Raw genomic sequence first — 13,322 nt, 5'->3', positions numbered from 1 at the left:
AGGCGTTCCTACAGGGGATTTTGCTGAGCTTGGAGTCGCACTAGCTGTGCGACTTACCCACCAAGCCCACTCCTTTCACGTTGATGCTGCCGTATCTTGCCGGCGCATGGTCTTAGCGCGCTTTTCCAGCACCAAGTAGGTGATGACCGCCAACACCAGCGGTATCAGGTAGTACAAGGTTCGATAGGCCAGTAAGGCTGCAACCAGGCTGCCTTGTGGAATCTGCCCCTGAAGCAGGCCCAGGAATACGGTTTCCAGCACCCCAAGCCCAGCCGGAATGTGAGCCACCACCCCAGCCACGCAACTGATCAGCAGGACCCCCAGGATGGAGGGATAGAACGCCTGCTCTGGCAACAGCCAGAAGATCAGCAGCGCCATCATTGCCCAGTTGCTGGCGCCCAAGGCCACCTGACACAGCGCAAGCCGCAGCGAAGGCAATGTCAGTTCATGCTCGCGCCAGCGCCAGGTGCGTTTTTTGGCAAAACCGCAGGCCAGCAGATAGCCGATCGAAATGGCTAACAGCGCAAACCCAATGAGCTGCAGCCCAGTGGTGCCGACCGCCCAGTTTGCCGGCAACTCGACCAGGCGCATGGCAAACACGCTGCCTGCCAGCAGCATGTAGCCCATCCAGTTGGTCAGTAGCCCCAAGGTGAGAATGCGTGTGATGGTGGGCGTGTCCAACCCAAGCCTGCCGTATAACCGATAGCGCAACGCAACCCCGCCCACCCAGGTGGTGAAGTTGAGGTTGAAGGCGTAGCACACGAAGGCGATCGGCAGCACTTGCCGGACCGGCAACTTGTGACCGGTATAAGCACGGGCCAACAAGTCGTAGCTGGCAAAGATGAAGAAGCTCATCAGTGCCATGACCAACCCGACGGCCAATGTGCCGGGCTTGTAGGCCAACAGCGATTCACGCACCTCGTTCCAATCCAGGTTGCGTGCCAGCGTGAACAGCAGCGCCGGGATCAGGATCAGGAACAGGACGGTGAACAGACGCTTGGCCCACACTTGCCAACGCTTTCGTTCCATCAGGTGTTGCCCTCATGCAGGTTGCCTTGGGTTTCTACCGCTTGCCCAGGCGTTTTCAGGCGCTTGCGATGCGCAGGTAGCCAACCGGCAATGCGCGGGAAGTGACGTATGACGTGGAAGCTCAAGAAGATCAGTGGCGCCCGCCACCAGTAGCCGCGAATCATTCGCTCCAGGGTGACCGTCTTGCACTGTTCGCTGGCCAGCGACTGCAGGTGGTCGTGGAGCTGCCGATTGAAGGCGCGGCTGCGGATGAACAGGTTGGCTTCAAGGTTGAACGACAGGCTCAGCGGGTCGAGGTTGCTCGAACCGACCGTGGACCATTCGTCATCCACCAGTGCGACCTTCCCGTGCAGGGGGCGCCGGCAATACTCATGTATCCGCACCCCGTCGCGAAGCAGGTAGTTGTAGAGCAGGCGAGCCAGGGTCCGCACCCACCACATGTCCGGCTCACCCTGCATGATGAGGGTCACTTCAACCCCGCGACGCGCGGCGTTACGCAACTCGCGCAACAGGCGATAGCCTGGGAAAAAATAGGCGTTGGCTACCACGATGCGCTTGCGCGCGCCACGTAGCGCTTCGAGGTAATAGGCTTCGATAGCCGTGCTGCGCTGGCCGTTGTCCCGCTCTACCATCACGGCGGTGATGTCGCCAGTGGGGTCGGTGACAGGGCGCACCTCGCTTGGGGGTTCGAGCACCGGCGACATCAATCGACGGCTGACGGCATGCACCTGCGCGACCACTGGCCCGGTTACCTCCACGGCGTAGTCCTGCTTGGCCATGGGGCCATAGTCGCCGAGATGATCGGCGCTGTAGTTGATGCCGCCAATGAACGCACGCTCCCCGTCGATCACGACGATCTTGCGATGTAGCCGGCGGAACAGGTTCGTGCGCAGGCCCGCCAGACGAGGCTGGGGGTCGAACAGGTGAAACCTTACGCCCGCCTCGGTCATCGCCGCGATGAACTCGGCTGACAGGTCAGCGGTGCCGTACCCGTCGGCAACCACTTCCACACGGACCCCGCGTTGCGCTGCCTCGATCAGCGCACGCTGCAACTGATGGCCTACCTTGTCTTCGTAGATGATGAATGTCTCGAGCAGGATTTCATTGCGCGCCTGGCCCATGGCCTCGAAGACCCGCGGGTAGAACGCCTCACCATTGATCAGCAGCTCGACGCTGTTGCCATCGACCCAAGGTCTTTTCACACGTTGATCTCCGCAGCCAGGGGGGCGTGGTCGGACAGGTGCGACCACGGATAGTTGGATAAAACCTTTGCAGCGTGGGGCATGGCATTGCGCACGTAGATCCGGTCAAGCCGAAGCAGCGGCAGGCGTGCCGGAAAACTGCGGGCTGGCGAGCCGAAACGCTCCCCGAATGCCTCTATCAAGCGCTGCGACAGCACGGCATCTGCTTTCAGACGCCAGTCGTTAAAGTCGCCGGCGATGATCACCGGCGCCTCGGCAGGCAGGCGGTCGAGCAACTCGAACAGCAGACTCACCTGCTTTTGCCGGTGTGCCTCCCGTAGCCCCAAATGCACGCAGATCGCATGCACTTCGTCGTGGCCGGGTACTTCCAGTTGACAGTGCAGCAGGCCTCGCTGTTCATTTCCCGCCACCGAGACGTCGAGGTTTTCCGAACGCACGATCGGAAATTTGGAAAGCAACGCGTTGCCGTGATCGCCATGGGGATAGACGGCGTTGCGCCCATAGGCAAATTGCGGCCACATGCTGTCTGCCAGGAACTCGTACTGGGGCGCCTGCGGCCAGGCAGGGTGGCTGATCGCATGCTGTTGGTGGCTGCCATGCACTTCCTGGAGAAACACCAGGTCGGCGCCCGTGGCACGTACCGCATCGCGCAGCTCCGGCAGGATGAAGCGGCGATTAAAGAAGGTGAAGCCTTTGTGCACGTTGAGCGTCAGCACGTTCAGGCGGTGCACGGCGGTGACTTTGTCGATGATGCAGCTTGGCGCGGGGAGTGTAGGGTTCACAGTTCAACCTCCGGCTCGGCGCCCGGCTCTGTCATCAGCTCGTGGTCCAGGTGCATCTTTTCCAGCAATCGGCGCGCGTCGTAAGGGGCATGGACTTTCTGGTCGTTATCGAAATAGCAGTACACGTCCCGGGTTGAGCGCCGGGGGGGAGGGCCCTGTACGATCAGGTGTGCATCGTCGGCCTGACTCCCCTCACGCCACTGTTCGATCCGTTTCTTCCAGCGGCGCAGTGCGCTGACGGTATAACCGCTGCTGTAGAGTTCGACGTCGCCATGCAGGCGCATGTACATGAAATCTGCGGTGACGTCTTCCACGTAAGGCCACTTGCCCGCGCTGTCGGCAACCACCAAGGCGACGTTGTGCTGGCGCAGCAGTTCCACGAAGCGCTCGCACAGGAAACTTTCGTGACGAATTTCCACTGCATGGCGTAGCGGCTCATTGCCGCCTATCTGCGTGCCGCCGTTACCTTGCAGGCGTTGCTCGCAGCCACTGGCGCTGCGTCTGGCAGCGGCGCGGTCACGCGGTAGCGATTGCAGAAATGCACCGAATCGCTCAGCGTCGAAACGCATGTTGGCAGGGAACTGCCATAAGAACGGGCCGAGCTTGTTACCGAGAAGAAGCGGCCCGGAGGCGAAGAAATTGGCCAATGGCGTATCGATGTCCTTGAGTCGGCGGATGTGGGTGATGAATCGCGGTGCCTTGACCGCGAACACGAAGTCATCGGGTGTGGCGTCATGCCAGGCTTGATAGCGTTCGGGCGTTTGCAGGCTGTAAAACGAGCCGTTGATCTCGATGGTATTGACTGCCCTCGACGCGAAGGCCAGTTCGTCGTCCTGGCGCAGCCCCTTGGGGTAGAAGTCCTTGCGCCAGGGACCGTATCGCCATCCTGAAATGCCAATGCGTACCTCGCTCACGCTGCCTCCTATCGCATCTCCATTCCATTCACCATTGCGACCAGTGCAGTGGCAGGAGGGTTCAGGCGCAGTTGATCAGTGGTGGCGAGCAGGGCTGGAATTGAACTTTGCGGGCAGGCTTGATGCCACTTTTAGACAGGCAGGGTGGTGACCAACGCTCTGTATCGACACTTCTTGGAGGTGCACATGGCCCGACACATCATCCATTTCACCGGCCCTATCAACTCGTCTACCTGCGGCAATCTGATCAACACCTGTACCAAGGCGGTGAACCAGGGGGCCGAGGTGGTGCAGTTGAATGTCGCCACCATGGGCGGCGAGTGCAGCTACGGGTTTACCCTGTACAACTACCTGCGGACCTTGCCGGTCAGTGTGCATACCCATAACCTGGGCACGGTCGAGTCAATGGGCAACATCCTGTTCCTGGCCGGCGAGCACCGCACCGCGTGCACTCACAGCAAGTTCCTCTTCCATCCCTTTCACTGGACGCTGCACGGCTCCATCGACCACTCACGCATGGCCGAATATGCCATGAGCCTGGATTATGACTTGCGCCTGTACGCGCAGATTGTGGCGCAGCGCACCGAGGGCGCAGCACAGGCACTTGACGTGCCGCGCTACCTGATGGCGGCCCCGCGAATCCTTGGCCCACAAGAAGCCCTGGACAGCGGGATGATTCATGCAATCGACGACTTGCCGATAGAGGCGGGCGACTGCCAGTGGAGCGTGCACGCTTAGGGCGGCACGCCTGTTTTTGAAATAGCAGCCAGTAAAACTGAGCGTTAGCGTACAGACGCTGCGGTCGCTGCGTCGCACTCGAGCAAGGAGCGAATCAATTTCTTGATGTCTTGCTTGAGCGTGCTGACGTGCTCGAAATGGGCGAACTGGTAGTCAGCGATCTCATGCAAGGCGCAGGGCTGCGGTGCTTCGTCGAACTCGGCCTCGAAGACATAATGCATGCGTTGTGGCGTCTCGTGGCGCATCAGCAGCGTGAAATTGTGGGCCTGCAGGCCTGTCTCTTCCAGCAGTTCGCGCTGGGCTGCCTCAAGCGGCGTTTCACCAGGTTCTACCTTGCCTCCTGGCAGCGTCCAAGGGGCATTTGGCTTGCGAACCCACAGCCATTTATGAGCGTGTTTGCCATGCCGACAGATGATGGTTGCGCGGGGCTTGGCGGATTTCATGGGTACTCCGGCGAATCACATTCCTATGAGGATTTAGTCGCCGAGCACCGTGCAAAAGTCATAAAACTGTAACAATTGACCGACGAACGGTCAGTAGGGTACCGAACCGTGGAGGCTCTCGATGGCCTCTACCAACTCGTCGTAGCCCACAGGCTTGTTCAGATGACGATCAAAGCCAGACTGCTTCGACCGATGCTGATCAGCGCTCGCCCCATAGCCGGTAAGGGCAATGGCCGGGGTATGCTGCAGGTGCTTGATGTCTCGCAAAGCCTTTATCAGGGCATGGCCATCCATGACTGGCATGCCGATGTCCGACAGAATGACGTCATAGTCCGTCTGCCGTGCTGCTTCGAGCGCCTGGCGGGGGTCAGCGAACGCGCTCACCTGCGCACACTCCATTTCCAGGAGCTGTTGCATGACGTCGAGCACCTCGGGTGAGTCATCCACCAGCAGTACATGCAAGCCATCGAGCCGGCCCATGCGTTCAGTTTGCTGGCAGGCCAGTTGCTCGCCTTTACCGCTTTGGGACAAGGGCAGGGTGACGGTGAACGTACAGCCCTGACCAAGACCGGCGGAGTGCGCGCATACGCTTCCGCCGTGGGCCTCCACCAACTGACGGACCAGCGATAGCCCAATGCCCAGGCCCTCTCGCGCCGCATGCCCGAGCGGCGAAGCCGCCTGGCTGAACAGGTCGAAAATGTGTTCCAGGCTATCTGCCGTAAGGCCGATGCCTTGGTCGATCACGCTGAGCGAAACCTGCGTGTCGTCATGGCTCAGGGACAACCGGATAGTGCCGCCGGGTGGGCTGAACTTCAGGGCGTTGTTGAGCAGGTTCCAGATCACTTGCTCCAGGCGTGTGCTATCCCCGTCGATGAACATTGGCAAGCCGTCTGCAGGCAGTTCCAGCACAACCGCCGAGTCAGGCTGCTCGCTGATGACCACCGCGTGGATACCCTCGATAATGGCAACCACGTTTACCGCTTCGGTCTTGAGCTTGAGCTTGCCGGTACGGATACGGGCCACGTCCAGCAGGTCATCGATGATGCGCGCCTGGCTGGCCACGGCTTCGCGAATGGTGCCCACCGCCTTGCTCGCAGCGGCGACGTGGGCGATCGAAGGCAGACGACGCAGGATCTCGGCATTGAGCTGGATCAGGTTGAGGGGGTGTTTGAGTTCGTGGGACATGATGGCGAAGAACTCATCCTTCATGTGGCTGCTGCTTTGCGACTCGGCCAGTTGCTTGCTCTGCTCATCGTGCAGGCGCTTGTGCCCGGTCAGGTCCCGAGCAATCTTGACGAAGCCACGCAATGAGTTGCCCTTCAAGCGCGAGATTTCACCACTGGCATAGAAGCGACTACCGTCCTTGCGCAGGTGCCAGCGCTCATCCTGGCTACGGCCGTTGGCGCGCGCTGTCTGCAATTCCTGCTCGGGGATGCCGTGCTGGCGGTCATCCTGGGTGAAGATAAGCTGGTAATGCCGGCCCACGACAGCGGCCTTTTCATGACCGAAGATCAATGCAGCACCTGTATTCCAGTCAGTGATCAGGCCCTGCTCATCCAACAGGATGATGGCGAAGTCGTGGGTACTTTCAGCGACCACGCGCATGCGCTCTTCGCCAAGTCGCACACGCTCTTCGGCCGCGCGGCTCTTGCTGATGTCAATGAAGGTGAGCACGGCGCCGTCGATCTTCTGTTCGCTTGAACGGTAGGGCAGCAACCGGGCCAGGTACCAGTGGTAGGCCTGGCCCCCGATTTCCCGCTCGATGATGTGCTCGCCATTGACCACGGCGCGCGCATCATCGGCCAGGGCGGGGTAGTCCAGGCGATGAGTGATGTCCAGCAGGGATCGACCTGTATCTACCGGCAGCATGTTGAACAGGTCGGTCGCACGTGGGGTGAACCAGCGAATGTGCAGGTTGCGGTCGACGAACACGGCGGCGATGTCTGTGCTGGCGATCAAGTTGCGCAGGTAGTCATTGACCTTGTCGGTCTCCTCGACCTTGCTCTTGAGCTCGTAATTGACGGTCAACAGTTCTTCGTTGATCGACTGCAGCTCTTCCTTGCTGGTTTCCAGTTCTTCGCTGGCCGAGCGAAGCTCTTCGTTGATTGTCTGCATCTCTTCGTTGGAGGCCGTGAGTTCTTCGCTGGATAGCTCCGACTGCTCAATGGTCTCCTGCAATTGCACGCGCATGCGCTGCAACTCTCGCTCCAGGTTGTTCAGCACCATGCTGTCGGTCTGGCGAATGGCATCGACTAACGGCAATGACGGGTCGGGCGCACGCTCTTCGAACACCACCAGCAGGTATTCGCCGGCCGTTTGCTCATCCTTATGCGGTTGCACGGTAATTTCGACCTGATAGCGCTGGCCATCCTCGCCCAGGTCCACAGGGCGAGAGGTGACCGCATGGGTGCCCTGGCGCGCCTGGAACAAGGTGCTGCGAAGCGCCAGTCGCAAGCTGGGCAATACCAGGTTGAGCACGTTGCGGCTCAATTCACCGCTGCCCAATTGCATGTAGCGCCCGACACCTTCGCTCAGATGAAGGAGGGTACCTTCACCGTCGATGATCAGACTCGGCGGGGTTCGGCGGGCCAGTGCACGATGGTGCACCTCGGCGTAAGAGGGCTTGCGCTGGGATCTGCTTCTGGCGGTGGCCGGTTGCTTCAGAGCGCCTAGATCAGCCCCTTGCAACTGACGCCCCGGACGCGTGCCGGCATGGGCGACCTCGCGTGCCCGGTAGATGCGATTACGCTTGTCCACCACCGCGAACAGATCGCCAGCCAGTTCAGCCGATTCGGAAGAGCCCAGGAACAGGTAGCCACCCGGGCGCAGGGCGAAATGGAACATGCGCAGGATATCCCGCTGAATTTCACGGTCCAGGTAGATCAGCAGATTGCGACAGACGATCAAGCCCAATTGCGAGAAAGGTGGATCGGACAGCAGGTTATGCCGTGCGAACAGCACTTTCTCTCGTATTTCCTTACGCACTCGATAGTGCTGGTCTTCTTTGGCGAAAAACTGGCGCAGACGCGAGGGTGGCACATCGGTGATGATGGACTCTGGATAAAGGCCGGTGCGGGCATGGCCAATGGCACGCTCGTCGAGGTCTGTGGCGAACACCTGCACCTTGCTGGCGCGCTGGTCCAAGGCCAACTGCTCGCACGTCAGCATGGCCAGGCTGTAAGACTCCTCTCCCGTCGAACAACCCGCGGACCAGATGCGAATTTCGGCGGGGTTATCGGCTTGGTCCGGCTCGCTTGCCAGCTGGGGCATGACGATACGCTCAAGCGCCTCGAACGCCTCGCGGTCGCGGAAAAAATTAGTGACCCCGATCAGCATGTCCGCCAGCAACGCTGCCGATTCATCCTCATGAGTTTCAAGGTAGTGCAGGTAGCCTCGAAGATCGGCCTGTCCCGTGATATGCAGACGTCGCTCGATACGCCGCAGCACAGTGGCGCGCTTGTAATGGTGGAAATCATGACCAGTGGCGCTGCGCAATTGCAGCAAGATGTCTTCCAGCACAGGTTCGCACGCCTGAGGGTCGCCGGCTCGGGTACCCAGCGCCGGCGGTAGGCTATCGTCTTCGATACGTGGCAGATTGACCTGTCGCGCGTTGTGCCACAGCTCCATCAGCTTTTGGGCAAGCTCTGCCGCCGGGAGCACGACGTCGACCAGACCCGTCTCGATGGCTGCCCGAGGCATGCTCTCAAACTGAGCATCGTCCGGGCTCTGTACCAGGGTGAGGCCGCCTTGTTCCTTGACACGTGCCAGCCCAACGGCGCCGTCTGCGCCCGTGCCGGAAAGGACCACGCAAAAGGCATGATCCTTATGCACGTCGGCCAGGTCGCGGAAGAACAGGTCGATGGCCACATGGTCACCGCGCCGCCTGTTGGCCGGCGCTACCCGCAGGTAACCATCATTGGTCGATAGCCGATTGGCAGGAGAGATGACGTACACATGGTTGCGTTCGATCGGCACCGGTTCCGTTACCTGGCTCACCGGCATGCTGGTTGTCTCCTGAATGATCCGATCAGCGACACTCTGATGGTCTGGAGACAGGTGCAGCACGATGACGAACGCCATGCCTGAGTCGGCGGGCATCTGCCTGAACAGGGTACAGATGGCTTCGATGCCCCCCGCTGAAGCACCAATACCCACCACAGGGAAATTGAGATGGCTAGGGCTCAGGTTAGAGGGATGCGGCGCGGCGGGCTGATTAACGGTCGACTTCATGGCGATGCCCTGTACAGACCTGACAGACAGCCCATCGACACGTCGCGGGGCAAGAGGAGCGCCATTATAGGCAACCCGCAAGGATATTCGCGAGTGCCTTGATGCGACGCTAATGACTGGTACGCAAGTGTTCGGCCAGAGAATCTTTTCGCGCCACCGGTCTGCAACCCATGCCATGGGACTGAGTAGCCTGTTATCGCACGGGTTCCGATGAAGGGCACGGCTTGATGTCGTGCGCATTTCCAGAACCGCAAGGAGAAACGAAATGGCTCGTGATCAGAAATCGACCGGTCAACGTGGCGGCACCAAGGAAACCAATCCAGGCAATTTCGCCAACGACCGCGAAAAGGCCTCCCGCGCTGGGCAGAAAGGGGGCCAAGTTTCAGGTGGGAACTTCGCCAATGACCGTGAGCGCGCCTCGCAGGCTGGACGCAAGGGTGGTCAGAACAGCCACGGCGGCGGGCGTAATGTAACGAGCGAAGCACGCGGCTGACCTTGTCGTGGGTGCCCGCCAAGGCTGTGCTGGGCACCCGTCGGGGGGCAACGACGCATATCCGATTGAATCTTTAGCGCCGCGCTGCACTCCATCGCAGGGTCATCCACGCAAAAGAGGAGGGTGTAGCGATGCCTAGTCCCCAGTTGTACATCATCGATTACCGGCTCCATGGCGAGCCTCGCACCTTCATCATTCGTCTGGACCGTCTGGATAATGCCGAGGCTTGGCATTGGGCGAGCTGTGATGCCGGCATCGGCATCATCCCCAAATTCGGGCGCGAGAAGATCCGCAAGGTCAGCCGGCCCATGGCTGAGCGCTACGGCGTCACAGATGTGACTTGGCGCCTATCAGGCAGTAAGCCCGGACAGTCTCTGGAAGACCCTGCCACCACCGCCTGATTGCGCAACTTCTTACATCACCTGATTACACACCCGCCTCAGGGTCGCTGGCAGGCACGCCTGGACGATTTTGATCGTCATCGGTCAGGCCCGGATCAGTGTCGGGGTCGTCGACCCTGTCATTGCGCTGCTCTTGTTCAAGCTCGGGCCAGTCGTCCTGGACATTGCCGCCACCCATCATAAGTTTCTGGATCACTGCATGCGCCTCCGTTGGTTTGGAAAAAAGGCCCGCCCCGAAGGCGGGCCAACACAGGAGTGAGAGGAACAGCCATTGCCAGACCCCTCACTTTTCAGAGCGCCACTGCAGGGGTAGAAGTCCGTCTGCGCAGGCGCAGGTCTGACCAACGGTGCTATCCGGCCGAGTACTTGACGGCAGCCGCGGTCCGCGAGCTGACGTTGAGTGCCTTGAGCAGTGACGAAACGTGGATGCGCACCGTGAAGGGCGAGATATCCAGGGCCTTGGCTATCTCCTTGTTGGTCTTGCCCTGTGCGATCAAACGCAACACGTCTTGTTGGCGTTGAGTCAGGTGCTCGGTACCCGCGTCGGCATTGGCGATCGGCAGCAGGCCGGAAGGCAGGTAACGCACCAGCACTTCCCCTGCTCTAACGGCGAGGATGGCGGCGCCCATTTGCTCGGCGCTCAGGCTTTTGCCGATGAAACCATCCACGCCGCAGGCCATGACCTGGTCGATGATGACCGGATCGTCCACCATCGAGACGACGATCAAGGTCGTACGCGACAGTTGGCGTTTCAGCTGGGCAAGGCGGCTGACGGAATCCAGGCCCGGAAAACGCAGGTCCAGAATCAGTGTGTCTAGGGCCTCGCCAACGCTGGCAATATGCAATACCTCATCCAGGCTACCAGCCTCGGCCACGCAGGCGCTTGGCAGCACACGGCAGACGGTACGCACCATGGCTTCCCTGAACAGCGGATGGTCGTCCGCCACGATTATTCGACTGGTCACGCTTGGCAACTCCCTTTGGCCGCAGGTCGATCAGGCCATGTTAACGTAGCAGCCCTGGCACGTGCGTGCTGACCCGTGATGGGAGCAAAGGCGCCTGATGATAAGGATTTCGGCCATGGTCATGGATAAAAATAACGAGCTCGATCAAGCGAACTTGCGTCTGATTGTTGGCAGTTGCGCGTTCGCCTATGTGGCGATGCTGGTATTTCTGCTGGACCGCTCTGCCGCGCTCTACGTGCCGGTGGTTGTCTATATCTTCGTCTTTCTCTTGGTATCGGTGTTTCTGCGCCAGGCCATCGCACGCTGGCCCGGGCATTATCCGTGGCGCCGGGTGCTGGGCATGGTGCACGACTACACAGGCACCTGCTTCGGCTTGGTGATCGGCGGTGAAGCGGCGCTGCCCCTGTATGCCGTGATGGTGTGGGTCAACCTGGGCAACGGCATGCGTTTCGGCTCTCGATACCTGGCCATCGCGACCGCGCTGGCGCTGGTCGCGCTGGTAGTGGTGTACCGGCTGACGCCTTACTGGCAGGCCAACCCTTTTCTGGTGCTGATGTTGCTGACCACCAGTACCGTGATACCCGTCTATGCGCACTTGCTGCTCGAACGCACGCGCCGAGCTTCGGAGCAGGCCGCTGCAGCTAATCGCGAGAAGTCCCGCTTTCTGGCCCAGGCGAGCCACGACCTGCGCCAACCCATTCACTCCATCAGTCTGTTCACGGCGTGTTTGCGCGAGGCGCGGCTGGGCGAGGAGGAACGCAGGCTGGTGGACAGCATTGACCGATCGTTGCTGAACGTGTCCCAGCTGTTTCGGTCGATTCTGGACCTGTACACCTTGGATAACGGGCGCGTGCAGCCGCGCTACGAAACCTTTGCTCTGGGCGATTTTCTCGAAGCCCTTGCGCGTGAGCATGCCGAGGCTGCTCGCTGGGCAGGGGTGGAGATACGCATGCGTGCTTGTCCCTACTGGACGCGTGCAGACCGCGGCATATTGACGACCATGGTCCAGAACGTGCTGTCCAATAGCCTTAAATACGCATCGGGACGGCCACTGTTGATAGGTGTACGGCGCTGCCGGGATGGGCTTGCCATCGTGATCTGTGACCAGGGACGAGGCATCGAACCTGCACACCAGACGCTGGTGTTCGAAGAGTTTTACCGAGTCAGGCAAGTGCGCGACAAGGACGTCGAAGGCGTCGGGTTGGGCCTGTCGATCGTTCGTCGGCTTGCGCGGCTGATGAACGTGCAGGTGCACCTGCGATCTCGACCCGGTCACGGCACCACCGTAAGCCTGAAGGGGTTGCCACAGATAACGCCTCAACCTACACGGGCCGCGCCTGAGCAAGAGCTGGCTGCTGCAGGTTTGCTCAACGGCCTGCGGGTTTGCCTGATTGAGGACGACCAGAACGTGCTCAGAGCAACGTCGGCCCTGTTGCAGCGCTGGGGATGCGAGGTAGATGGCCATAGTTCTGCTGCCGCTTCGAATGAGGACTGCGACGTCATCGTTGCCGATTATGACCTAGGCCAGGACGCCACCGGAGTCGATTGCATCGAGCGGCTGCGCAGCGAGCGGGGCTGGGCTGTACCAGCCTTGATCATGACAGGGCATGATCCGGACCGAATACAGGTCGCAGTACAGGGTCGCGGTATCGCAGTGCTGTCCAAGCCCGTGCGCCCTGCCGAATTGCGGGCCATGTTGCGCACGCTCTGTGATAACGCCACCTCGCCCCGTTATTGAAAGCGGCCATTGCGCCGGTCAAAAGCGTCCGGTCTGGCCTTCTTTCACGCAGCTGGGCGTGGGTTGATAGATACCCATGCCGGCCGCAGCGACAAGCGCACCACTGGGCATCTGGCATTCGAATCGCCCTTTGCCAGTTGTAGCGGTGTAGTACGTGATGGTGCTGTCGCTGCGCACATCTTCCACTTTGGAGACCTTGGTATTGAGTACGAACTCGGTACGCTTCTTCAGCGTGTCATCGGAAGGCTTGACGGTTTGGCAGCCGGCCACGGCGAACAGCGCACCGGCAATGCCGATTAGCTTGAAAGGACTCATGGGAGGTTTCCTTGGCGATGAAAGCTCTGGAATATAGCGTGCGTTGAAGGGAGGAGCGATTAGGACGGATGT

Annotated in this window: 12 protein-coding genes and 1 pseudogene; 4 read left to right on the top strand and 9 right to left on the bottom strand. The window is 60.3% G+C overall.

Annotated elements, in window-relative coordinates:
- Positions 1 to 75 precede the first annotated feature (75 nt).
- From ACK59L_RS03570 to ACK59L_RS03555, 4 genes are read right to left on the bottom strand one after another with little or no spacing between them, the layout of a single operon-like run.
- Positions 76 to 1,029 carry a lysylphosphatidylglycerol synthase domain-containing protein gene (locus ACK59L_RS03570; RefSeq protein WP_409271916.1) on the bottom strand — a complete coding sequence of 318 codons (954 nt, stop codon included), beginning with the start codon at positions 1,027 to 1,029 and terminating at the stop codon, positions 76 to 78.
- Complete coding sequence (gene clsB, locus ACK59L_RS03565; protein WP_409271914.1) at positions 1,029 to 2,231, bottom strand: cardiolipin synthase ClsB; 1,203 nt, start codon at positions 2,229 to 2,231, stop codon at positions 1,029 to 1,031. Before clsB ends, ACK59L_RS03570 begins: the two co-directional genes overlap by 1 nt.
- Positions 2,228 to 3,013, bottom strand: a complete 786-nt coding sequence (locus ACK59L_RS03560; RefSeq protein WP_196135881.1) for an endonuclease/exonuclease/phosphatase family protein — start codon at positions 3,011 to 3,013, stop codon at positions 2,228 to 2,230. The genes clsB and ACK59L_RS03560 overlap by 4 nt, the downstream gene beginning before the upstream one ends.
- Positions 3,010 to 3,927 (bottom strand): DUF72 domain-containing protein, encoded by a 918-nt coding sequence (locus ACK59L_RS03555; RefSeq protein ID WP_409271912.1) that lies wholly within the window; start codon positions 3,925 to 3,927, stop codon positions 3,010 to 3,012. Before ACK59L_RS03555 ends, ACK59L_RS03560 begins: the two co-directional genes overlap by 4 nt.
- Positions 3,928 to 4,113: 186 nt before the next feature.
- Here ACK59L_RS03555 and ACK59L_RS03550 point away from each other — a divergent pair, with 186 nt between their 5' ends.
- On the top strand, positions 4,114 to 4,665 hold the full coding sequence (locus ACK59L_RS03550) for an ATP-dependent Clp protease proteolytic subunit (RefSeq protein ID WP_058604595.1): 552 nt from the start codon (positions 4,114 to 4,116) through the stop codon (positions 4,663 to 4,665).
- 44 nt (positions 4,666 to 4,709) lie between these two features.
- On the opposite strand, the gene ACK59L_RS03545 is transcribed toward ACK59L_RS03550, so the two are convergent.
- On the bottom strand, positions 4,710 to 5,108 hold the full coding sequence (locus ACK59L_RS03545) for an NUDIX hydrolase (protein ID WP_058639282.1): 399 nt from the start codon (positions 5,106 to 5,108) through the stop codon (positions 4,710 to 4,712).
- Positions 5,109 to 5,198: 90 nt separating this feature from the next.
- Positions 5,199 to 9,338, bottom strand: a complete 4,140-nt coding sequence (locus tag ACK59L_RS03540; RefSeq protein ID WP_409271909.1) for a CheR family methyltransferase — start codon at positions 9,336 to 9,338, stop codon at positions 5,199 to 5,201.
- A 319-nt stretch (positions 9,339 to 9,657) separates the two neighbouring features.
- Here ACK59L_RS03540 and ACK59L_RS03535 point away from each other — a divergent pair.
- Both ACK59L_RS03535 and ACK59L_RS03530 read left to right on the top strand, forming a co-directional pair.
- Positions 9,658 to 9,831: pseudogene (locus ACK59L_RS03535) on the top strand (general stress protein); the annotation flags it as partial.
- A 131-nt stretch (positions 9,832 to 9,962) separates the two neighbouring features.
- Positions 9,963 to 10,232 carry a DUF6555 family protein gene (locus ACK59L_RS03530; RefSeq protein WP_058639285.1) on the top strand — a complete coding sequence of 90 codons (270 nt, stop codon included), beginning with the start codon at positions 9,963 to 9,965 and terminating at the stop codon, positions 10,230 to 10,232.
- 25 nt (positions 10,233 to 10,257) lie between these two features.
- On the opposite strand, the gene ACK59L_RS03525 is transcribed toward ACK59L_RS03530, so the two are convergent.
- Positions 10,258 to 10,428, bottom strand: a complete 171-nt coding sequence (locus ACK59L_RS03525; RefSeq protein ID WP_153302504.1) for a hypothetical protein — start codon at positions 10,426 to 10,428, stop codon at positions 10,258 to 10,260.
- A gap of 154 nt (positions 10,429 to 10,582) precedes the next feature.
- Positions 10,583 to 11,197 (bottom strand): LuxR C-terminal-related transcriptional regulator, encoded by a 615-nt coding sequence (locus tag ACK59L_RS03520; protein ID WP_409271907.1) that lies wholly within the window; start codon positions 11,195 to 11,197, stop codon positions 10,583 to 10,585.
- Between the two features lie 115 nt (positions 11,198 to 11,312).
- Between ACK59L_RS03520 and ACK59L_RS03515 the strand changes: the two genes are divergently transcribed.
- Entirely contained in the window at positions 11,313 to 12,935 is a 1,623-nt protein-coding gene (locus ACK59L_RS03515; RefSeq protein WP_409271905.1) for a hybrid sensor histidine kinase/response regulator, read from the top strand.
- Between the two features lie 18 nt (positions 12,936 to 12,953).
- On the opposite strand, the gene ACK59L_RS03510 is transcribed toward ACK59L_RS03515, so the two are convergent.
- Positions 12,954 to 13,250: a hypothetical protein gene (locus tag ACK59L_RS03510; RefSeq protein WP_058604601.1), complete on the bottom strand. Its 297-nt coding sequence runs from the start codon at positions 13,248 to 13,250 to the stop codon at positions 12,954 to 12,956.
- Positions 13,251 to 13,322: the final 72 nt, after the last annotated feature.

This window comes from Pseudomonas sp. KCJK9111 (assembly GCF_046231935.1).
Classification (GTDB): Bacteria; Pseudomonadota; Gammaproteobacteria; order Pseudomonadales; family Pseudomonadaceae; genus Aquipseudomonas; species Aquipseudomonas parafulva_B.
This window is presented reverse-complemented; position numbering and strand designations above follow the sequence as displayed.